We start from the raw sequence: 23531 nt of genomic DNA on the forward strand, positions 1-23531 counted from the left end.
AAAGGGTCTCCTCCTTTTCAATTTCAATATACTCACTTTATAAATTATAAAACTTATATTTTATAAATGTTTCAACGTTTAATTTTTCCAAAAGTGCCTTATTAACTCTAATTCTCATAGAATATGAATTTCTTTAACTTTTTCGCTACGTGTAGCTAAGGAGAGAGGGGAGGGCTCCGCCCTGAACCCATTATAAATTCAAAAGCTTATTTTTAAAAAATTCTCATTTCTAAAGTCTCTATTCTCTAAATTTGAATATACTTACGAACTGGCCCCAAATAAATTAAAGCATCAGTTTATTCGAAGATTTTCTAATTTCACAGACTGTTATACAATCTTTTCGTGGTTTCATAATTGAATATAATATTCAATTTTCAAATGCACAGCATTCATAGGAATAATTAATTTTAAAGTTACTATTTTTAGCTTGTTGAACAACCTTATTAACAGGTTGAACGATCTTATCAACAATCCCTAACAAATTACTTTGAAGTTCTAATCTGTATTTCCCTTTTGGTACCATGCATCCAAGTGTTATATTTTTATTTCCTATTATATTTTTAGTTTCTAAGATAACGTTAATAACTTCTTGAATATTTACTGGATCAGCCCTATAAAAATCTGTTCCTACTGTTGGGATAAAAACAAGAAAAATAATTTCATCTATATAGTTTTCAAGTTTTAAATCTTTTATCCGTTGAATGGTTTTAATTTCATGAGAAATTTTACCTTTATTTAACCCAATAGTTATATGTGGCTTAACTTTAAATCCATTTTCTAAAAGTATCTTAAAAGATAGCCACATCTTTTCAAAATTATCTATACCATAAACTTCTTTCATTGTTTCTTTATCTCCAACTAAATCATAAGAAATTACGTCCCCTATTAATCTTAGATAAGAAATATCGCTTTCCTCAATATTATATCCAGTATGTAGATTAAACTTCAAATTATATTTTTGTTTCAATAAATACAGTTCATCTAAAAAAAACTTATAAGGAATCTTACCGTTAGGCATCAAACCTCCACTTAAAAGAAAAGATGTTTTGCCTTCCTTTGCTAACTTTTCAATGTCTATAAATTTAGCCATGCCTTTTAAATAATGTTTATTACAATGCTTGCAAGATAACGCGCAATAAGAGTTGGTTAATGATATAGATGAAGTATTTTTCAACACAACAAATTCTATTTGTTTAATTGGTTCAAAACCACCAAATTTTTTATTTTCTTTCTTATTTATTTCCATTTTCAGCCAGATCTTCCTGTAATAGTTTTTCGCATGCCATCTTTGCAGCAAATTGTTCGGCCAACTTCTTTGAAAATCCTTCCCCTATTCCAAGAATTTGGTCATCCAACTTAACTGCAACTTTGTATTTTCTAAGGTGAGAAGGACCACTAACATTTAATAAGACATATTCCGGTAATTTCTTAGTTTTTTCCTGAGTAATCTCCTGCAATTTAGTCTTATAATCTAAAAACAAATTTCCTTCTACTGCTTCTTCTATATATTCTTTCAAATGTTTCAAGGTAAATGTTTTAACCTTTTCATAATTGCAACTTAGATATATACACGCAAGCAACGCTTCAAATGCATCTGACAATATAGAATTTTTTTCTCTTCCACCTTGTTTATCTTCGCCTTTTCCTAAAAAAAGAAAATTGTTCAGTCCTATATTTAAAGCAAGTTTTGATAAGATAGTTTCACTTCCAACAATCGATCGAACCTTAGACATGTCTCCTTCAGAAAGGCCGTAGTTATTATAAAGAAACTCGGAGATAATTAATTCTAAAACTGAATCTCCGAGAAATTCAAGTCTTTCGTTTGATTCCAATTCTCTTATTTCATTACTAACTTCAAATACATAAGATTTATGACATAAAGCAACAAACAAAAGATTGTTTTTTACGCATTCAGGTAAATTTAAAACCCTTTTTGCTCTAAGAACATTTTCTTCTTCTTCACTAGTCATTTTAGAATATTTTACTTTACTCATTTTTCTTCTATTAATCCTTTAATCTTTTTTACTAAAGATTCACTGTCAAAGCCATAGAGTTTGAGTAAATCTTTAATAGTCCCTGAAGGAGCATAATCTTTTAATCCCATTGGTTCGAAATATTTTGGATATATATGATTTTTAATCATTTCTTTTGAAAGCTCATTGGCTAATCCACTTTCTACGTTATGATCTTCAAGTGTCAAAACAATTTTATTTTCAACATAATCCTTAACCCTGGTTATATCAAAGGATAAAGGTGTTGCCATTCCTATAACACTAATTTTTATTCCTTCTTCTTTTAGTCTATCTGCTGCTTCTACTGCCAAATGAGCAAAGCTCCCATATGTGAAGATTGTTAATTTATCGCCTTTTCTAAATATATCAAATTCTCCATAATCGAATTCATAATTTTCATCATAAAATATTTCCCCTTCTTCGTTGAGAATTATGGGTAAATTAGATCTTCCAACTGCTATTATGATATTTCCAGGAGTTTTTGCGGCATACCTTACTGCTTTGTCAGTTTGATTTGCATCACAGGGAACTATAAGCTTTGTGTGATAAAAATTTCTAACTATTCCTATGTAATTAACTTCATGATGTGTTTTTCCATCTTCACCAACATCTATTCCACAATGAGTTACGACGGTTTTTAAGTTTGTGTGGTTGACATCGTTCAATCTTTGTTGATTAAACACTTCATCTAATCCGAACACTCCAAAATCCGAGAAAAATGTTAATACACCACTTACCGACATAGCTCCACCTATTGTTGCAGCATTATGTTCTTCTATTCCTATTTGTATATAACCTTCTGAGTTGACCTTTTCAAACTTTTCTAATTTTACGGAGGGCTTTAAATCACAATCTATAGCAGCTACTGGAAATCTGTTCTTATTTAAAGTTGCTATATCTGCTATTGCGTTGCCGAAGGCATTCCTATTAGCAACCTTTTCTCCCTTTTTGTATACACGAGAAGCCCCTATTTCTACATCTAATTCTATATTTGGATATATAATTTTCTCTCTTTGCAAAGACATTTGTTTTCTCTTTTCTATATATTTTTCCACATCATTCTCTAAACCTAATTCTTTCAAAGCTTTGTCCAATTCTTCCAAACTTAAAGCTTTTCCATGATATGTGGGTGTATTTTCCATAAAAGATACACCTTTACCTATTATTGTTTTTGATATTATAGCTGTAGGCCCTATCTTTTGATTTTCGGCAACTTCCAAAGCAGTATTTATTTGTTCCAAATCATGACCATCTATCTCTATTACATTCCATCCCGCAGCTTGGTACTCTCCAATTATGTTTACATACAATATATCTCTTGCTCTCCCTGATATCTGAATATCGTTATAATCAATTAATACAATTAAATTGTTAAGATTCTCTTTTCTTGCAGTTCTTCTTGCCTCTGCTATTTGCCCTTTAGCACTTTCTCCGTCACTTGAAAACACATAAACTTTGTAATCTTTTTTAGTTAACTTTGCAGCAATTGCCATACCTACTCCGGCCGAAAGTCCTTGACCAAGATTTCCTGTCGACCATTCAACACCTGGAATCCCTCTTGTAACATGACCTTCAAATATACTTCCCACATGTCTAAAACCTACTATAACATCCTCAATATTCAAAAAGCCAGTTCTAGCTAAAGCTACATAAAAACCGGGTGAAGTATGCCCATGACTCACTACTATCCTATCTCTATCAGGATTAAAAGGATCTTGTGGAAAAACATTTGCCCTATTTAATACAGACAAATACATATCTATAGACGACATTGAACCACCAGGATGCCCAGAATCAGCAACGGTTGTCATCTTTAATATGTCCCCTCTAGCTAACGTTGTTATTTCTTTTAATTCGTTTATGCTCCTTTTCAAAAAAAATTCACCTCCAAATATTTGTAACTACTTTTAAAACAATCTTTTTATTAGAATTGAAATTAATGAAATCAAACCGCTTATTAATAACATTGTAGTTATTGGAAAATATATTATGAAATTATCTCTTTTTATTATTATATCGCCAGGCAATCTTCCTAATTTCACCCCAAAATATAACATAATCCCTATGGAAACAAACAAAATACCAACTATTAAAAAAAACTTGCTTAATTCTTGCATCCTTACTCCTGACCATCTTTTCGCTTTGAATCGCTATTAAAATACGAAAAAGGAATTTTTACCAATATAGGCTGATTTTCTTCTATTACTTGTAATGTTACTTCTTTTAAAAATATGTTCACAGTAACAACTTTTGCTGGTTTCCCTTCATATTCTATTGTGGTATTCTCGCTTGGAACATTTTTTAAAACTTCTTTATAAAAATCGTTTTCATATTTTAAACAACATAAAAGTTTTCCGCATCTTCCAGAAATTTTTGCCGTATTTATCATCATTTGTTGAGTTTTTGCCAATTCCATTTTTATAGATGAAAAATCTCTCAAAAATCTACAACAACAAGCTTGCTGACCACACAACCCTAAGGAACCGATAATTTTTACTTCGTCTCTAATACCAACTTGTTTTAATTCTATTCTAACTTTATATTTTTTTGCCAAAATTTTTACAAATTCTCTAAAGTCAACTCTTACATCAGAACCAAAATAAATTATTAATTTCGTTTTATCAAAAGTATATCTAACCTTTAAAATCCTCATTTTTAAACCAAGTTCTTTCACTAATATTTTAGCATATTCCGCAACTTTTTCAGCTTCTTGTTTAATTTCTCTAACAATTTCATTATCTTCTTCGCTTAATTTTCTAATAATTCCTTTTGGTTCGTAACCTATTTCTTCAAATTTCATCATTTTAGGTCCCATTACAACTCTTCCTACATCAAAACCATTTTCTGATTGAACTATAACATAATCGTTTAATTTAATTTTCTCACCATCTATGTAAGAATAATAATAAATTTCTCCCAATCTATCTAATTCTACACCATACACTTCGGCTTCAAGATCTATCATTAAATCACTCCCAATATTTATCAGTTTATAAAACATCTCTTCAATCGTAAAAAATGCGAAAATATTTCTATTTCAAAGTTGAAATTAGAAACCTTACTATTGAGTATACTATTTAAATATTCAAGATATTCTTTGACTATTTTTGTATCAACTTTGTATTCATTAAATCCAAAAAAATATACTAAAGACGAATTCCAAAAATATTTCCACTTTGTAGTAGATATAGAAACAAGAGAGTCTCTTATTAAAAACTGTGCTAAAGAACTTATCTTTTTTAAAAAAGTATAACTATCAATGTCATTTTTAATTTTTAATATGTTTTTATAGCAATTAAACAATTCTTCTGGAGATAGCTTCAACAATATTTCAAATAATTTAAAATAAGAAAGGTCAAATTTTAGTTTGTTAAGTGGGGTATTTAAAGGTAATTTAAAAATTTCTAATAATTGTTCAAAATTATCGTATGACAAATTTAAAATATCATTTATAGCCTTTTTTATTTCAGAAATATCTGTTGCTTGGTCTTTTAGATAGTATAACACATCAGTATCTATATGCTGAAAAATTTTTAAATAGATCGACAATTCACCATACTTATTTTCGATTTCTTGCCAATAAGCTTTTGGTAAAGGTATCTCGAATTTTATAAATCTACTTTTGATCGTAGGTAACAAATAATCCCATCGAGAAGTAGCAGCAAAAATCAAAGAATATTGTGGAGGTTCTTCTAATACTTTCAGAGAAGCATTAGCCGCTTCCAGAGTCATAGCATCAATCTCTTCAATTAGTATAATTCTCTGATCAGAAAAATTAGGTTTATATAACATAAAATCTACAATTTCTCTTATTTTATCTATTTTAATATTTCCATTTTCTGGCATCACAAATAAAACATCATTAATATTTAAATTAGGTATTCTCAATAAAATTTCTCTAACAAACTCTTTATAAAGATAGTTATTTTCAGAAACAAAACATAAAGAAGAACCTTGCAACTTTCCAATATTTTTTACAATTTTATCAATTATCTCATCAAATTCTTCTATTTTCAAATTTCCACCTTCTAAACTTCTAAAATTTTGAATATAAGATTATCTGATTATTGATAAAGATCTAAGAGCAAACCATTTATCTCTTCTATAGTTGAAGCATATATAATAGTTCTTTTTTCCTTTTTAAGTAAAACATCAGTTAGTTCTTTAACTTTTTCATCAACAATTTGAGCAACTACGTGTAATTTAGGAGAAGCATTCTTGTAATCAACTTCACTTTTAATCACATACCAATGTTTTTCAAGTCTTTTTAAAAATTCTTTTATAGCCTGTTTATAACTTCTTAAATTAGAAGAAGTTGGAGATTTTACAAACTTATTACCAGCGTTGATAACGTTATCGACTAAAATTTTAAGTTCTTTTTCAGATATTTCTATTTGTGTATCCAATAATACGTCAAAAAAACCTGAAGATTGATTGATTGAATTGTCAGAAACATCTCCAGACTTTAAATTTTTAATCTTTCGTTTTTTAATTTCTTTTTCTGTCTTCTTTTTGTTGTTTATAGGATCGATTTCCATAATATTAACTCCTGCATAAATATCATGATATTCACTTTAGAAATTCTAAAATTCATCTTTTATCAATGTTTTAGCGTTTAACTTTCTATAAAATACCTCCACAATTCTAATTTTGACCAATTCTTTATTTCTTTAACTTTTTCGCTGTTTAAAGCCATTTTACAAACAAAGATTATCTATTAATTCAAGAAGTTTGTCTTTTATCTTGTCTTTCTTATAACTTCCATAAAATTTCCCAGATAAAAAGATAGCACCTGAGGAATTTCTTGTACCTACAATTGCAATATCCGAATGCTTAGCCTCACCTGGACCATTGACCACACACCCCATGACTGAAATTGTTATATTTCTATTTACTTTTTTATCTTTCACCCATTCTTTGACCTCGTAAGCTAATCTTTCAACATCTATTTCTGTCCTTGCACAAGTAGGGCAAGCAATCACTCTTATTCCGTTTTTAAATCCTAAAAGAATCAAAAGCTGTTTCGCTAAATAAACTTCCTTAAGTGGATCTCCGCTAATTGAGACTCTAATTGTATCCCCGATTTTGTTTATTAGTAAAGTACCTATTCCGGCAGAAGACAAAATTGATGCATCTTCATAGACTCCGGCTTCAGTTATTCCTATATGCAAAGGATAAGGCACCTTTTCCGATATATACTTGTTTGCAAGAAAGTTCTCTCTCGCATCAACTGATTTAGCTGAAATAACTATATCATAAAACTCATTTTTTTCTAACAATTGAACTTCTCTTAATGCGCTTTCAGCCAATGCTTGCGATCTAGGTAAATTTGAAAACTCCTTTGCTATAGAACCAGAATTAGTACCTACTCTAATAGGAACTTTGTACTCTTTAGCTACTTTAACAATTTGTTTTATCTTTTCATTTGAACCAATATTTCCAGGATTAATCCTAACCTTGGATGCTCCAACTTTTATAGCTTCTATAGCAATCTTATAATCAAAATGAATATCTGCAACTATTGGAAGTGAAGAATTTTTAACAATTTCCGAAAAAGGTAAAATATCATCCATATCCCTAACAGAAACTCGTACTATCTCTGCTCCTGCTTTTGCCAAATTATTTATTTGAGACAAATTAGCCGTTACATTTTTTGTATCTATATTTGTCATACTTTGAATAACAATAGGGTTACTACCTCCTATTTTTACTCCTTTGACATTAACTTCATTTTTTGAAAACATAAAACACACCCCTAAAAACTATCGAAAAAATCGCATAATATCATTATAAGTTACAAAAATCATTAAAAATATCAAGAATAAAAATCCTATAGTATTTACTATAGCTTCAACTTTTGGACTAACCCTTTTTCTCGTAATCATCTCATATATAGAAAAAACTATCCTACCTCCATCTAAACCAGGAATAGGTATAAGATTAAATACACCCAAACTAATCGTTATCAAAGCCATAAGATTCAAAATTGCTTCTAAACCTACTTCTGCTGCTTGACCTATTATAGCTGCTGCTCCAACTGGGCCTGCTAATTGATCTGCAGATAATCTACCTGTAAATAGTTGAACAAAAGATTGAAAAGTTAAAGCAATCATATTGTTTGCCCATTGAACAGGAACGGTTAAAGCTTCTATACCCTTAGGTCTCCAATTTTCATAAGCTGATTTTAATACGCCAGGTTTCAAAATAAAATCCAAAAAATCTGTTTTAGATATAGTAATTTCAAATCTTTCATTATTTCTCTCTATTAATACGTTAAGATAATTATCATCGAATGGTTTGTATTCATTTATTATTTCTTTTTCTGATATTGAAAACATCAATTGATCTGGATTAAGTTGAATCCTATAAACTACATTTTGTAAGTCCGAACCATTTTCTATAGTAACACCGTTAATCTCTAAAATTTTGTCTCCTTCTTGAAATACACCAGATCCTTTAGATATTACATTTGAGAAAGTAGAATAAATTATTCCCGTTTCATATGTTGGAGCAACATAAGTATATCGTAGTAAACTTCCCTTAACTATCGTTCCATCCTCAAATTGTATTTCTATGGGATCACCTATTTCCATACGTCCCATAACTTCATATATTTCTTCCTCTCCATTTAAAGTAAGTATCCTGGAACTTTTTATACTCGTATCATTAACACCTTGTACATTACTCAACAATATTATGGCTCTTTGTTCAGTTAATTTAGGAATCAAGGTAACATTTAATTCTTCACCATTTCTGATTACAGTTAAATCCAAATTTTTGCCAGACATTATTTCCATTTCTAAAACAGCGGGGTTAAAAACATAATTCCCATTTACCTTTTTTATTACATCACCAGGCATCAATCCAGCTTCACTTGCCACACTTTCTCTACCAACACGTTCCACTATTACTTCTGGAAACCCGTACACTCCAGCAATTCCTATGAAAATAAAATAGCCTAAAAGAAAAGAAAAGAGAGGCCCAGCAAAAGTAATTAAAAATTTTTGCCATGGTTTCTTATTATAAAATAAAGTAGGATCATTATTTGAATATCCTCCTTCAATAATTTCTTCTTCACCAGCAAGTCTCACATACCCTCCTAAAGGAATAGCATTGAACCTGAAAATTGTTTCCTTACCAGGAATTTTAAATATTGAAGGTCCGAAACCCACAGCAAATTCTTCCACTTTTGTCTTAAAAATTTTAGCAAAAATAAAATGTCCAAATTCATGAACAAGTGCTATAACAGAAATAATGATTAAAAACCAAATTATAGAGAGAACAACAGTCATTTTTTTACCTCCAAAACATATTTTTTCGCGATTTCCCTACTTAATTTGTCCACTTTAAGTATATCATCTAAAGATGTAAATTTCAAACTTTCATTTTCATAAGAAAATGTTTGCTGAATTTCGTTAACTGTACTATATATTATTCGGTAAATATCACCAAATATAATTTCTCCTTTCAAATAACTATTCACAGCTACTTCATCAGCAGCATTATAAGCATTTTGAAGAAATTCTATCCCTAAAATATCTAAAGCTAATTTTAGTGCAGGGTACCTCTTAAAATCTACTTTGTGAAAATCTATTTTTTCTGAAAAGAAATCAGGTTTATCAAAATAATATTTTCTTTGAGGATATGAAAGCGAAAAGGCAATAGGTATTCTCATATCAGCTAAACCATAATGCATTTTTATAACTCCATCTGTAAATTGCACCATAGAATGTATTCTACTTTCTCTATTTATAGCAACAGTTATGTTCTTAGTTCTAAAAAGATGAAAGGCTTCAATCACCTCCAAGCCTTTATTAACCATTGTTGCAGAATCAATTGTTATTCTTTTCCCCATGGACCAAACAGGATGCTTAAGTACCTTATCTATAGGAGCATGTTCTAATTGATCTATGGGCTCGTCTCTTAGAGCTCCACCACTCGCGGTGATAATTATTTTTTCAGGTTTGGAACTTTCTCCCAGTAAGAGCTGAAATATTGCACTATGTTCGCTATCTATAGGAATCAGTTCTTTTTCTTTTTTATAAGCGTTATTTAAAATAAAATTTCCTCCTGATACAATAGACTCCTTGTTAGCTAAACAAATTCTTTTAGAAACTTCTAAACTTTTAAGAGTATGTCTAAGTCCGCTAAATCCAGAAGTTGCTATTATTGATATATCAGCATTACAATATTCAATAGCTTTTTCTACAGAGGTTTCTCCTTTAAAAATCATGCAACCATGATATGTAGAAGGTACCTCAAAAGATTCTTTAACTAATGCAACCGCCTTTAAATAATATTTGTCTATTACATCTTTTAACATCTCCCAATTCGAATATACAGAGCCACCAACAATTTTGAAATTATCTATAAACCAATCTTTATTCAAAACTTCTAAAGCTTGTTTACCAATAGAACCAGAAATACCCGCAATAAAAACTGTTTTCAAAATAGTTCACCTTTCAATTGTTTATTTAGTAAAATTATACCATTTCTTAGTTCCAATAAAAATAAAAATTATGATAAAATATAAAAAAATAAAAAGAGGTGCTTGCTTTGAATATTGGTCAATTTATCTTGGATAGCACTGATTTATTTACAGTATTTCGCTGGAACAACAATCCTTCTTTAATAAGATTCACAGAAGCTGATAATATATATAACACATTATTATTAAGCTTGTTCATATTTTCCGACGATTCAAAAGTAAAAGTAGTTAAAATTTTACAAAATAAAATATACGAAACAATTCCTAAGATAGTACTTTCAGATATCTCTCTTACTACAAAAAATAAAATTGAAGAAAAAGGGAAAGATATATGGAATAAGACAGTCGAAAAAGCTTTTCAAGAAGTAGAATCTAAATTGGATAAAAAAATTACTGAACGCATGTTCAATAAACATACTTTCGATGAAAGTACCGAAAATAAAATAAAGTTGATTAATCTTTTAGTAACAAGAAAAGAAGCAGAAATTAATGAACGGGTTTTCCCAGAATATTATAAGGAACCCAAAATGAAAAATGAAATGAAAGCAAAAAGAATTATTTTGAGCAACAAACATCAAATCGAATTACTTTGCGAAGAACTATTAAACATTTCCACAAGGCTTGTAACCATGACAAGATGGAACAAAAACCATAGAAATATTAAAACTTCTGTTTCTTCACATTCTTTTTTTGTCTTCTTAATATCTTATCTGTTAGCCCTGATTTCAAATTTAGAAACAGAAATTATATACGACGTTATGGCAGCATCAATACTTCATGACTTACCAGAAGCTTTTACAGGTGATGTAATAAGTCCAACAAAAAGGAAAGTTAAAGGATTAGAAGAGATAATAAATGAAATAGAAAAAGAATTTGTTCATGAATGGTCAGATAGCAAAAGTATATTGAAAGAAAAAGTCGATAAATTTGAAAAATATATTTTTAATCCTTTCAAAAATACTTATGGAAAATACGTTAAAACAGCGGATTTGTTAGCAGCTTTAATTGAATGCTCTCTCGAAATTAGTACTGGGAATCAAAATTCTTATTTTTTAAAAACCTTTGACTCAATAAAAAGAGAAACCTTACAGGTTTCTCCACTCGACATAAATGATATTATATATGAAATTGAAAAAGAAACCTTTATTCGCCCCTAACGAATTTTTTTTCACCGTTTGGAAGCTTAAATTTAACAACAACACCCTTAGGAGGATTTTCATAACCTTTAAAAATTTTATGCACATTTTTTTCATTAATTCCAACTTCAACACCCTCTGCAGAAATATGTGCTTCAAATGGATCTTCTTTGTATACAAAGACTGTTACTTCGATTTCTTTCATAAAATCCCTCCTCATCATTTCTTTATTTACTATCTTTTGTTTATATTTTAAAACTTAATTTTTTCAAAAACGCTCCTTTAAAAGTAAATCAAAAGCTTTTCTTTGAATCCAAAAGAAAAGTAACTGGCCCATCATTTATAATTTTGACTTTCATGTGAGATTGAAACTTACCGGTTTGAACGTTAAGAGAATAATTTTCTTTCAAGAAGTCAACAAATTTATTATACAAAACCTCTGCTTTCTCTGGATTTGCAGACTCCGTAAAAGAAGGCCTTCTACCTTTACGACAATCTCCATACAATGTAAATTGTGAAACAACCAATAACTCCCCCTCAGTTTCAAGTACTGATTTATTCATTTTCCCTTGTTGGTCTTCAAAAATTCTAAGATTCACTATTTTGTCTGCTAACCAAAAAATATCTTTTTCTTCATCTGAAAATGATATTCCTACAAAAACGAGCAATCCATTCCTAATACTTGCGATTGTTTCGTTGTTTACTTCGACACTTGACTCAATAACTCTTTGAACAACAGCCCTCAAAAATTATACCCTCCTTACAGCATAAACTCCTTTGGCATTTTCTAACTTGTTACATACTAATTTCAAATGATTTAGATTGTGAACAGATAAATACATTTTCAAACTTAAAAAATTACCGTCATTATGCATTTCAAATTTTTCAATGTGTCCTCCTTCATTATTTATAGTATTTCTTACATTATTTATTTGTTCTTTACTCTCAATATCTACCTTTATCATAGCAGAAAAATTGTTTTGATTTCCTTCGGCCCATTGAACATTAACTTTCTTATCTAATGGAAGTTCTTTAATATTCTTACAATCTATCCTGTGTATTCCTATTCCTTTTCTACTTACTACTCCAACTATTTGATCTCCCGGAACAGGCATACAGCATTTAGCAAAGTAGCTGTCTACCCCTTCTTCTCCATCTACCAATACAGAATTGCTTAAAACTTTAAAACTTTTCTTTTCTATTTTCTTTGTTTTTTCATCAACTTTTATAGCAGGAACAAATATATTTCGAATAGTATTAATACTTATATCTTCTAAATCCAACTTGATAAAAAATTCTTCATCATTTTTAATGTTATATTTTATATAAAAACCAATTTCTTTCAACTTTTCTAACATTTCTTCCATAGAAATGTTCAATTTTTTAGATAGTTCTCTAAACTTATCTTTTCCTCTTTCAATCAATTCTTGTTCATTCTTTTGACGATAATATTTTTTGATTTTTGCTTTAGTTCTCGGAGAATTAGCGTATTTTAACCAGTCTATACTCGGGCCCTGAAAATTCCTGTTGATTAATATTTCTACTATGTCACCTGTTTTAAGTTTGTAAGAAAGAGGCACAAGTTTCCCATTAACTCTCGCACCGGCAAAATGATTCCCAATTTCAGTATGTACACCATAGGCAAAATCTATTGGAGTTGAGTCCTTAGGCAAATGAATAATCTCCCCTTTAGGAGTGAATACAAAAATTTCCTGAGAAATCAAATTAGTTTCAATGTCTTTCATTTCAAAAGCATTTTGAGCTATGTCTTTATGCAACTCCATTAAATTCCTCAAAAATTTTAATTTTTCTGGACTTATTCCTTCTTTATAAACCCAATGAGCTGCTAAACCATATTCTGCTTCCTCATGCATTTTCCAATCCCTTATTTGAATTTCTAAAGGATCTCCTTTATGAGTTATCACAGTCGTGTGCAAAGATTTATATCCGTTAAATTTTGGTGTCGCAATATAATCCTTTATTCGTCCAGGTATAGGTGACCACAAAGAATGAATTATACCTAAAGCAGCGTAACATCTACTTGAGTCTTCAGTTATTATCCTTAAAGCTATATAATCATAGATTTCATCAAGAGTTTTACCTTTCCTGATCATTTTATCCCAAATACTATATAAATGTTTGGCTCTACCTTCCACGGTGGCTTTTATTTTTTGTCTAGATAATTCTTTTCGTATAATATCAGCATATTCACTAAGTTTTTCATTGCCATTTTTTAATTTTTCTTCCACTTTTTCCTTTAAACTAAAATATTTATCTGGATACAGATATCTAAAAGATAGATCTTCAAGCTCCTCTTTAATTTTGTAGATACCTAATCTATGTGCTATAGGTGCATAAATTTTTAAAGTCTCTTCTGCTTTACTTATCTGCTTTTTCCTATCAACATAATCCAAAGTCCTCATATTATGCAATCTATCAGCCAATTTAACGATTATTACTCTTATATCTTCTGACATAGCAAAAAGCATCTTTCGAATAGTCTCAATTTTCTCAAGCGATTTCATATCTTTTTCATTTAAACGCTCATTAAGTTTTAAACTACTTATTTTTGTCACGCCAGAAACTATTCTCGCAATATCAACTCCAAATTTTTCTTTTATCTTCTCTAAAGAAACATTACAGTCTTCTACTACATCATGTAGTAAACCAGAAACTATAGTATCTACATCCATTTTTAAGTTAGCAAGAATTAAGGCAACATTCTTTGGATGTTCAAAAAAATCCTCTCCAGAATCTCTTAATTGCCCCTCATGAGCTACTTCAGCAAATTCATAAGCTTCTATTATTCTATCTCTATCTTTTTTTGAAAGCTTTCTCTCAAGAAGATGTTCAATTTCTTTTTCAAAAGTTTTAGACGATTCAACCAACATAATAAACACCTCTTAAAATTCAAGTGAAAATTAAAAATAAAATATTATTTAATTTAATACGTTATTTCATTAAAATTATATCATAAATATTTAATAATTTATAATATATGACACTTATAACTGGTCGTATCTATGCTTAATAACTAGACTTTCACTGATAAAATTTAAAAAGCTATTATATTAAAAATTAATCTAACAAAATTTATAAAATAGTAATCATTTTTTTATTTAAGGTTCCAAATAATATGATTAAATACGAAAGGATTCAGTCTCTCCTTTGAATATTAATATTTCTTAATAAACTTTGAAATTCTCTAAAAAATTTATTGATATAATCAACTTAGAAAAAATCAAAAGGAGGGAAATATAATGAAAAAAACTATTTTAACGTTAGCTTTATTAGGTTTGTTGGTATTTTCTTTTGCTGAAACACTTGTTATAAAAGGATCAAACACTATTTTTCCAGTTACACAACTATGGATTGAAGAGATGAAAACTATGTATCCGGATTTAACAATTACATTAGAAGGAGCTGGTTCTTCTACAGGTATATCGGCACTATTTAATGGTACAACGGACATAGCTAATTCTAGTAGATGGCTAAAAGCAGAAGAAATAAAGCAGATGGGACAAGAGGGAAAATACTTTATTCCGATAGTCTTGGGATACGATGGAATAGCGATTATAGTTAATCCAGAACTTCCAATTGATAATATTTCATTGGAAAATCTTGCAGCCATATATACAGGAAAAATTACAAGATGGAATCAATTAGATCCTAATTTACCAAACGAAAGGATTGTAGTGTATTCACGAAATAGTGCATCGGGAACATATGAAACCTTTGTTGAAAAAGTATTAAAGGGTGAAAGAATGGCACCAACTGTGCAATTGTTAGAATCTACTCAAGCAGAAATTACTTCGGTCGCAAGAAATAAGTATGCTATAGCTTATACAGGAATAGGATATGTAACCAACGATGTTAAAGTTCTTACGGTTAATGGTATTCAACCAACAAAAATAAATATATTAAATTCAGTATATCCTATTTCCAGACCACTTTTTATGTTTGTTGATGCAACAAATGGTTATCCAGAAACAGGTAAGGTTAAACAATTTATCACTTTCGGACTTTCCAAAAGAGGACAGGAATTAGTTGAACAAGCTGGTTATATTGCAGCATATGGTTTTTAATTGACTAAAACATTGTTTTTAAGGAGTGCTTAATTTGTGAATAGACGGAATGTTAAAGATAAAATAAATCAAGGTTTAATTACAATTGTGGCTTTTATAGGAATATTCGCATTAATAGGTCTATTCATCTTTATAATTAATGAATCAATTCCAGCCCTAACTCAAGTTGGGGCTGAAATCTTTACAAGTATATATTGGTACCCAACCTATAATCCACCTGAATACGGTATGTTAGCTATGATAATTGGTTCGTTAATATTAACAGGTTTTTCTTCACTTCTTGTTTTACCTCTCGGATATATAATTGCTTTCTTTTTATATGATTATGCAAATCCTACTGAACAAACAGTTATAAAATCTACAATAGATCTATTATCAGGAATACCTACAGTTATAATAGGTTCATTCTTGTTTATTTATGTTTCTCCTATAATGATGAAACTGGGGGCTTGGTCTTCAGGAAATTTGTTATTGGCAGCAATTGGTTTATCAATATTGTCTTTGCCTTACGCCGCTTCATTGATGCAAGAATCACTTTCTTCAGTAGATGTAAGCTTAAAAGAAGCCGCTCTGGCAATGGGAGCAAGTAGATTTACGGCAGGTTTTAAAATAGTATCAAAAAAAGCTTTGCCTGGCCTTTTGAATGCAACAATATTGACTGTAAATAGAATAATCGGAGAAACTATAGTAGTTTTAATGGTCGCCGGAGGAGCTGCAATAATACCTCGCTCATTATGGGACCCAGTTAGACCATTAACAGCAGTTATAGCAAGTGAAATGGGCGAAGTAGCGGTCGGCAGTTTGCACTATTCTGCACTTTTTACTGCCGGATTGATTTTATTAACCATTTCTTTTGTTTTAACACTTTTATCCAGAAGAATTACCAGGAGTGGATCAAGTTGAAAATTCAAACAGGAAAAGATTTAATAATTTCAAATATCTTCAGAATAATAAGTTACATCGCATTTATTATAATAGCAACTATAATAATTACTGTGGTTGTTGATGGTGCAAGATATTTTACTCCTTCATTTTTTATAGAATATCCAAAGCAAGGTATGACTAGCGGAGGAATAGGTCCTGCAATTTTGGGAAGTTTAATAATGATATTCTTTATTTTACTTTTTTCAATACCCATAGGAGTTTTAACTGGTACTTTTTTGTCTGAATATGGTGCAAAATCGAGGTTAGGAAGAATTATTGACGCATCTATCACTTCTTTATCAGGTGTTCCTTCGGTTGTATACGGTTTGTTCGGTCTGTCACTATTTTCAATTACGTTAGGATTTGGAACATCTATTTTAAGTGGTAGTTTAACTTTAGCAATTATGACATTACCTGTAATTGCCTCTTCCGTTAGAGAGGCTCTTGCTTCTTTGCCACGGGAACTCAGAGAATCAGCCTATGCTTTGGGCGCAAAAAAAAGTGAAACGATTTTTAAAATATTATATCCAGCTGCAAAAAATAGAATTATAACAGCTATATTAATCGGAGCAGGAAGAGTCATTGGAGAAACTGCTCCAGTACTATTAACGGGAGCTGTTTTTTATTCTACCAAACTTCCTAATTCTCTGTTAGATCCTGTTATGACATTACCGACACATATATATTTTATAACAATGGCATATGGTCAAGACGCACAATGGATGGCTAAAGCAACCTCTGCTTTTTTATTAATTTTAGTCTTGATTCTTTATTTAACAGCTTTTAAAATACGAGGAGGACAGAAAAAATAATGAACGAAGAAACAATTATCACAATTCAAAATTTTAATGCTTGGTACGATAAAAAACAAGCTCTAAAGGATATAAATATATCTATCAAAAAAAATACCATAAGTGCAATTATTGGGCCATCTGGATGTGGAAAATCTACATTGTTAAGAAGTATAAACAGAATAAACGATGAAATTCCATCCTATAGAACAGAGGGAGAAATCTTGTTCGATGGAATTAATGTTTATGATAAAAATATTGATCTTTCTCTGTTAAGAAAAAGGATAGGTATGGTTTTTCAAAAACCTGTTCCTTTTCCTATGTCTATATACGAAAACATTGCATTCGGGTTAAGAATTCATGGAATAAAGAAGAAAGATAAAATTGATGAAATTGTGGAAATGGCTTTAAAAAGAGCTGCGCTATGGAAAGAAGTTAAAGATGAATTAGAAAAACCCGCAAGTGAATTATCTGGCGGTCAACAGCAAAGATTGTGTATAGCAAGAGCCATTGCCGTAGACCCTCAAATAATATTGTTGGATGAGCCTACATCTGCTTTGGATCCAATTGCTACCAGAAAAATTGAAGACCTGATAGAACATTTATCAGAAAATTATACTATTATTATCGTAACACATAATCTTGCGCAAGCTATTCGAATATCTGATTATATGTATTTCATGTTTCAAGGAGAACTTATTGAATCCGGAAAAACAAGCGATATTATCAAAAACCCAAAAGAAAAGTTGACTGAAGATTATTTAAATGGTAGAATTAGTTAATAAACAGTCTAATTTAAATTCGTTACAAAGAAGGTGTTAAAATGGATTATACACATTTTGAAAATGAATTGGCACAGTTGGCAAGTGAAATTTCAAAACTTTTGTCTTTAGTTTTAAGATCATTTGAAAATTCTATTAAATCTTTAGAAGATAAAAATCTTGATTTGGCACAAAAAGTTTTAGATGCTGATGATCAAATCGATAAACTTAACCTTGAGATTGAAAATTCAGTATACCAAATTGTTGCTAGATATCGTCCTTTAGGAAAAGATTTAAGATATGCTGTATCTATGATTAAATTTTCGAACAATTTAGAGAGAATTGGAGACTTATCTTGCAATATTGCAGAAAAAACAGAAAAGTATGCGGATGTTGATTTAAAAGATATAGTAAACACTAAAGAATTAAAAAAAATGTTTGGGATTTCACTTGAAATGATAAAAAATGCTTATAAAGCTTATGGAGAAAGAAATATAGAAGAAGCAATAAGAATTTGGAAAAGGGACGACGAAGTTGATAATTTGGAAGAAGAAGTAAGACAAATTGCAATAAAAAAGTTATATGATCCTACTTTTAACAAGGAATTAGTAATTCCGTATATCTTACTTGCAAGAGATATTGAAAGAATAGCTGATCATGCAACTAATCTATGTGAAGAAATAATTTATATAGAAGTTGGAAAAGATATTAAAGATATCATTAAAGAAGGCAGATAAAACGTGGCAAAAGTTTTGATAGTTGAAGATGATAAAGATATAAGAGAAATACTAAAAATTTATTTAAATATAGAAAACTACGAAATTATGGAAGCAGACTCATTAACTAATATGAGAAATCTATTAAATAAAGAAAAAGACATTGACATAATGTTACTAGATATTATGTTACCAGATGGAGACGCTATAGATGAATTACCTAGAATACGTACGATAAATCCAAATATAGGAATAATTATAATTTCTGCTTTAAATAGAGACAGAGAAGTTATTTATGGGATAGAATCGGGTGCTGATGATTATATAACAAAACCCTTTAACCCAAGAGAAGTTATAGCACGAATAAAAGCCTTAATAAAAAGATTGAAAAAACAAGAAGATACTACCGAAAAATTAGAATTCGGATCGTTAGAAATTTACCCAAAAAACTACACAGTAATTTACAAAGGAAAATTTACTGAATTTACAACAAAAGAATTTGAAATACTTAGCTTACTGGCAAGAAATCCTGACAAAGTTTATTCAAGAGAAGAAATAATAGACAAAGTATGGTTTGGAGACGAATATATAACTGATAGAGTTATAGATGTTCATATAAGCCTAATAAGAACAAAAATTGGTAAAGATTGGATTAAGACTATAAGAGGTGTGGGATATAAATTTAATAAAAATAATGAAACAATAGAACAAAAAGAATGAGAGTGAATTACATGGCAGATATAAATCTTAAAAATAATTATTTTGAAATATTTGAAATTTTAGATGACGCTGTCATCAACATAGAAAAAGGTACTATGATATCAAAATCAAATAAAAAGGCTAAAGAATGGGGATTTCATGAAAAAAAAGATTTAATAAGTATTATTAGTTTCGACAAAATAGATGAATTAACAAACCATATATTAAATGATCAAGATTACGAAGTTTTATCTAATATTTATTTTATTAAAGGTGAAACCAAATATTGCAGACTAAACTATTACAAGTCTCATAAAATTTTAATTATTCAAGATAAAACAGAATTCGAGCTGTTAAAAAAGATTAAAGCCGACTTTATTACATCTGTATCTCATGAATTGAGAACACCGTTGGCTATAGCAAAAGGTAACACACAAATTTTAAAAGATTTTATGCATGAAAGTAAATTTACTCAACAAATTGACAAAATCCAAGAATCCTTAGATAGAGTAGAAAAAATTATTTCTCAATTAACTTTGCTTTCTTTAGCAGAATTCGGAGATTATCATTTAAAAAACGAAAACATAAATACTCTCAATTTATATAATGAAGTTTTGAATGACTTATCTGATAAGATCAAGGAAAAATCTATAAATATAGTTTTCAACTGCACTGTTGAAAAGGTATATGGAGATAAATTTGTTTTATACACTATCTTAAGAAACCTTCTTTCAAATGCCATTAAATATTCCTTTGAAAATTCAAATATTTATGTTGATATTACTGCAGAAAAAATACAAGTAAAAGATGAAGGAATTGGAATACGTGATGAAGAACAAAATAGAATTTTTGAAAGATTTTATAGAGGTATAGAAGCTTCAAAAGTTGCTAAAGGCTCAGGTTTAGGCCTTTCTGTAGTAAAATACTTATGCCAATTAAGCGGATATAAAATTTCTTTTGAATCAAAATGGATGGTTGGTAGTACTTTCATAGTAACCTTTGCTTAAAACTAATTCTTCTTTTTTCGATTCTTACAAATTTGCTGATTCTTACCAAACAAAAACTTTCAAATCATGTGGTATTTTATTTCTCTATCAAATATTGAATATTTTTTATTTTGTTTATTGTTATGATAAACAAAAGCTCGTTCAAGTATTAAATATAATGTATATTTTGTTTTTTAAATAAAATAAAAAATTAAGAAAATTTAACAATTTTAAACACTAACCCTAAATAATCACTTTTAATCACACATAATTCTTTTAAACCATATTTGACTTTTCAATAAAAAAAGCGTTTAATATATGTAGTGAAAGAAATTTTTCTGTCAATGTTATAGAGAATGGAGTAGATAATAATGCCTAATAAAACTTACAATTTAGAGTTGGTTAAAGAACATAATAGAACAACAGTTATTGAACTGTTGAACTCCATTGGTACAACCACAAGGTCAGAAATATCAAATTTAACAGGACTAACCCGTGCAACAGTAACTAATATTATAAACGAATTAAAAGAGATTAATTTAATTGAAGAAGTTGGTACTATTAATGGCCAAATAGGAAGAAAAAGACAACTTATAAAATTAAAAAATGACGCTTTTTATGTAATTGGAATAGAATTCGGTGTAAATATTATCCGTGCAGGTGTGTTTGATCTTTCTGGCAAAGATATCGTTTTTATAGAAAAAGAAATAAATTCTTATGGTAAAGCTGAAGACGTAGTTAAAAACATAATAAAAGTGATTGACTATCTGATTTCAAAGATTGAAAAAGACAAAGACAAGCTTAAAGGAATTGGAATAGTTATGCCTGGGCTTGTCGACAGTCAAAAAAGAGTCCTTGAAACAGCTCATCCTTTTCCATTATTAAAAGACTATCCATTAGCAAAACATATAGAAAAATATTACAAAATAAAAGTTTGGATAGAAAACGACGCAAAGGCTGCTGCTCTTGGGGAAAAATGGTTTGGTCATGGTAAAAGCTTATTAAACTATTCATTTGTTGTTGCTGATGCTGGTTTAGGAGCTGGAATAATAATTGATGGAAAATTATACAGAGGAGCTTTAAATTCAGCCGGAGAAATTGGTCATACGTTTATAACAACAGATTTCATACCTTTAGAAAACGAGGGTGGACTATATAAATTAGTTGAAAAATATGATAAACCTATAAATATGCTATTAAAAGAAAGAAAAAATAATAAAGAAATTGAAGATTTAATATCACAAATAACTCAATATGTGGGAATAGGAATTGTAAATTTAGTTAATACAATAAGTCCGGAAGCAGTAATAATAGGGGGAAGAATATTAGAATGCGGATATTCAGTAATTCGTGAAATTAAAAAAATTGTGGGTATTTATACTTTTTCTACAAAAACGCCCAAAATTCTTGTGGCTTCAAAAAAAGAAGATGCTATTTTAGTAGGTGGGGCCTCAATAGCTATAGAACAAATTGTATCAGAACCGTATAGATTTCTTTTAAACAGAACAAATATGTACTCTTAACAAACAATTGATTCTTAGCTAATCATCAGGGGGGAATCCCTATGAAAATTAGATTTAAATTATTTTTACTAATAATAATAATATCTATTATTCCATTAATTTTAATCTCTATTTTCAGCTTCTACAACTATTATACAACAATCATGGAACATACAGAAAGCAATATTTTGAATCAACTACAAACCCAAAAAGAAGCCATAATTAAATTTTTTACCCCAATTAACGAACTAACGGGATATGTTTCAGCCAATTTAGAAAAAAATGGATTGAATTGGATGTTTCAAAATTTTCCAAATATTGTTAATTCTTTTTCTGAAATTACACATATATATGTTGTTTTACAGGATGGAACCTTCATCATTGAACCAGCAACAGAGATTCCAAAAGAATACAAACCCATAGAAAGTATTTGGGCTAAAAAAGCAATGATATCTGACCAAATAGTTGTGACTCCATTATATATTCAGCCTATTACTAAATTACCAACTTTAACCTTTGCTAAAAGTTTTGTATCTTCTTCAAGAGAAGGTGTTTTAGGATTAGACATAAACTACGAATCATTCATATCAATTATTTCCAAGTTTTCTTATCAATCACAGATAAATTATATAGTTGACAGTGAAAATAATATTTTAGCATCTACAGCAAGTAATTCGAAATATTTTATTCCTCAATTAGAAAATGACATGGGAGTAATAACCCAAAACAATGAATACATTTATTATTTAAAAGTTCCAGAATTTAATTGGACCATACTTTCTTCAATAAATAGACAAGAGATAATTTCAGAACCTTTAAGAAAATCATTGAATATAGCTTTATTAGCTTTAATAGTTATAATATTAGCGGTAGTATTGTCAGTATTTTTCATGCGATCCATTACTAATCCAATTGATAAAATGAAAGAAAAAGTTAATTTAATAGAACAAGGAAATCTAAATGTTGATTTTGACACTTCAAGTAATGATGAAATAGGTATTATCTCCAAAGAATTAGCCTATATGATTAATAAATTAAAAACAACATTTAGTCAAGTTAAAGAGACTAGTATTAACATTGAAAAATCTTCAAAGGAACTTTCTTATCTTTCTGAAAAGTTTTCGAAAAGTGAGCAAGATATTTTAACAAAAACTGAAGATATTGAAAAAGATTTAGAAGACTCTGCAGCATTTACAGAAGAAGTAACATCAGGAGTAGATGAAGTAGCAAGAGCAGCCCAAGGCGTATCGCAAGATGCCCAAAGATTAAGCGAAGAAGCAGAAAAGACAAACGAAGCAGCCCACCAAGGGAGCCAAATAATAATAAGTATAAGTGAAGCAGTGAAAGAAGCAGTAGAACAAACCAAAGAAAGCCAAAAAGAAGTAGAAAAATTAGCAAGCAACGCCAAGGACGTACAAAACATAGTAGAAA

The 23531-nt window shown here is 29.5% G+C and carries 23 protein-coding genes; 10 read left to right on the forward strand and 13 right to left on the reverse strand.

Features of this window, described 5'->3' with window-relative positions; all coding sequences use genetic code 11:
* Window positions 1–367 precede the first annotated feature (367 nt).
* From X924_RS08700 to dxr, 10 genes are all read right to left on the reverse strand, one after another.
* Window positions 368–1246 (reverse strand): radical SAM protein, encoded by an 879-nt coding sequence (locus X924_RS08700; protein ID WP_121958519.1) that lies wholly within the window; start codon window positions 1244–1246, stop codon window positions 368–370.
* Complete coding sequence (gene rnc, locus X924_RS08705) at window positions 1233–1994, reverse strand: ribonuclease III (protein WP_121958520.1); 762 nt, start codon at window positions 1992–1994, stop codon at window positions 1233–1235. Before rnc ends, X924_RS08700 begins: the two co-directional genes overlap by 14 nt.
* Entirely contained in the window at window positions 1991–3886 is a 1896-nt protein-coding gene (locus tag X924_RS08710; RefSeq protein ID WP_121958521.1) for a transketolase, read from the reverse strand. Before X924_RS08710 ends, rnc begins: the two co-directional genes overlap by 4 nt.
* Before the next feature lie 33 nt (window positions 3887–3919).
* Complete coding sequence (locus X924_RS08715; protein ID WP_121958522.1) at window positions 3920–4129, reverse strand: DUF2905 domain-containing protein; 210 nt, start codon at window positions 4127–4129, stop codon at window positions 3920–3922.
* 2 nt (window positions 4130–4131) lie between these two features.
* Window positions 4132–4977, reverse strand: a complete 846-nt coding sequence (locus X924_RS08720) for a regulatory iron-sulfur-containing complex subunit RicT (RefSeq protein WP_121958523.1) — start codon at window positions 4975–4977, stop codon at window positions 4132–4134.
* Window positions 4978–4997: 20 nt separating this feature from the next.
* On the reverse strand, window positions 4998–6029 hold the full coding sequence (locus X924_RS08725; protein ID WP_121958524.1) for a hypothetical protein: 1032 nt from the start codon (window positions 6027–6029) through the stop codon (window positions 4998–5000).
* 47 nt (window positions 6030–6076) lie between these two features.
* Window positions 6077–6550, reverse strand: coding sequence for a YaaR family protein (locus X924_RS08730; RefSeq protein WP_121958525.1), 474 nt, complete (start codon window positions 6548–6550; stop codon window positions 6077–6079).
* A 159-nt stretch (window positions 6551–6709) separates the two neighbouring features.
* Entirely contained in the window at window positions 6710–7756 is a 1047-nt protein-coding gene (gene ispG / locus X924_RS08735) for a flavodoxin-dependent (E)-4-hydroxy-3-methylbut-2-enyl-diphosphate synthase (RefSeq protein ID WP_121958526.1), read from the reverse strand.
* An 18-nt stretch (window positions 7757–7774) separates the two neighbouring features.
* On the reverse strand, window positions 7775–9304 hold the full coding sequence (locus X924_RS08740; protein WP_121958527.1) for a site-2 protease family protein: 1530 nt from the start codon (window positions 9302–9304) through the stop codon (window positions 7775–7777).
* The gene (gene dxr / locus X924_RS08745) at window positions 9301–10461 is read right to left on the reverse strand and encodes a 1-deoxy-D-xylulose-5-phosphate reductoisomerase (protein ID WP_121958528.1); all 1161 of its coding nucleotides are present in this window, start codon (window positions 10459–10461) and stop codon (window positions 9301–9303) included. The genes X924_RS08740 and dxr overlap by 4 nt, the downstream gene beginning before the upstream one ends.
* A 107-nt stretch (window positions 10462–10568) precedes the next feature.
* Between dxr and X924_RS08750 the strand changes: the two genes are divergently transcribed.
* Window positions 10569–11657: an HD family hydrolase gene (locus X924_RS08750; RefSeq protein WP_121958529.1), complete on the forward strand. Its 1089-nt coding sequence runs from the start codon at window positions 10569–10571 to the stop codon at window positions 11655–11657.
* On the opposite strand, the gene X924_RS08755 is transcribed toward X924_RS08750, so the two are convergent.
* The 3 genes from X924_RS08755 to X924_RS08765 all read right to left on the reverse strand — a co-directional run bounded on the left by X924_RS08755 (window position 11644) and on the right by X924_RS08765 (window position 14527).
* Window positions 11644–11841, reverse strand: a complete 198-nt coding sequence (locus tag X924_RS08755; protein WP_121958530.1) for a hypothetical protein — start codon at window positions 11839–11841, stop codon at window positions 11644–11646. The genes X924_RS08750 and X924_RS08755 overlap by 14 nt on opposite strands.
* An 88-nt stretch (window positions 11842–11929) precedes the next feature.
* Entirely contained in the window at window positions 11930–12382 is a 453-nt protein-coding gene (dtd, locus tag X924_RS08760; RefSeq protein ID WP_121958531.1) for a D-aminoacyl-tRNA deacylase, read from the reverse strand.
* Between the two features lie 3 nt (window positions 12383–12385).
* Complete coding sequence (locus tag X924_RS08765; protein WP_121958532.1) at window positions 12386–14527, reverse strand: bifunctional (p)ppGpp synthetase/guanosine-3',5'-bis(diphosphate) 3'-pyrophosphohydrolase; 2142 nt, start codon at window positions 14525–14527, stop codon at window positions 12386–12388.
* 369 nt (window positions 14528–14896) lie between these two features.
* Here X924_RS08765 and X924_RS08770 point away from each other — a divergent pair, with 369 nt between their 5' ends.
* The 9 genes from X924_RS08770 to X924_RS08810 form a co-directional block, all read left to right on the forward strand.
* Complete coding sequence (locus X924_RS08770; RefSeq protein ID WP_121958533.1) at window positions 14897–15721, forward strand: phosphate ABC transporter substrate-binding protein PstS family protein; 825 nt, start codon at window positions 14897–14899, stop codon at window positions 15719–15721.
* A gap of 36 nt (window positions 15722–15757) precedes the next feature.
* Window positions 15758–16624 (forward strand): PstC family ABC transporter permease, encoded by an 867-nt coding sequence (locus X924_RS08775; protein ID WP_121958534.1) that lies wholly within the window; start codon window positions 15758–15760, stop codon window positions 16622–16624.
* Window positions 16621–17457 carry a phosphate ABC transporter permease PstA gene (pstA, locus tag X924_RS08780; protein WP_233186625.1) on the forward strand — a complete coding sequence of 279 codons (837 nt, stop codon included), beginning with the start codon at window positions 16621–16623 and terminating at the stop codon, window positions 17455–17457. Before X924_RS08775 ends, pstA begins: the two co-directional genes overlap by 4 nt.
* Window positions 17457–18218, forward strand: coding sequence for a phosphate ABC transporter ATP-binding protein PstB (gene pstB, locus X924_RS08785; protein ID WP_121958536.1), 762 nt, complete (start codon window positions 17457–17459; stop codon window positions 18216–18218). Before pstA ends, pstB begins: the two co-directional genes overlap by 1 nt.
* Before the next feature lie 41 nt (window positions 18219–18259).
* The gene (gene phoU, locus X924_RS08790; RefSeq protein ID WP_121958537.1) at window positions 18260–18934 is read left to right on the forward strand and encodes a phosphate signaling complex protein PhoU; all 675 of its coding nucleotides are present in this window, start codon (window positions 18260–18262) and stop codon (window positions 18932–18934) included.
* A gap of 3 nt (window positions 18935–18937) precedes the next feature.
* Window positions 18938–19633 (forward strand): response regulator transcription factor, encoded by a 696-nt coding sequence (locus X924_RS08795; protein ID WP_121958538.1) that lies wholly within the window; start codon window positions 18938–18940, stop codon window positions 19631–19633.
* 11 nt (window positions 19634–19644) lie between these two features.
* On the forward strand, window positions 19645–20619 hold the full coding sequence (locus tag X924_RS08800) for a sensor histidine kinase KdpD (protein WP_121958539.1): 975 nt from the start codon (window positions 19645–19647) through the stop codon (window positions 20617–20619).
* A gap of 350 nt (window positions 20620–20969) precedes the next feature.
* Window positions 20970–22121 carry an ROK family transcriptional regulator gene (locus tag X924_RS08805; RefSeq protein ID WP_121958540.1) on the forward strand — a complete coding sequence of 384 codons (1152 nt, stop codon included), beginning with the start codon at window positions 20970–20972 and terminating at the stop codon, window positions 22119–22121.
* A 41-nt stretch (window positions 22122–22162) separates the two neighbouring features.
* Window positions 22163–23531: methyl-accepting chemotaxis protein (locus X924_RS08810; protein WP_146255692.1), on the forward strand; the 1369-nt coding region annotated here is incomplete at its 3' end.

The organism is Petrotoga sp. 9PWA.NaAc.5.4, assembly GCF_002895485.1.
Lineage (GTDB): Bacteria > Thermotogota > Thermotogae > Petrotogales > Petrotogaceae > AZRK01.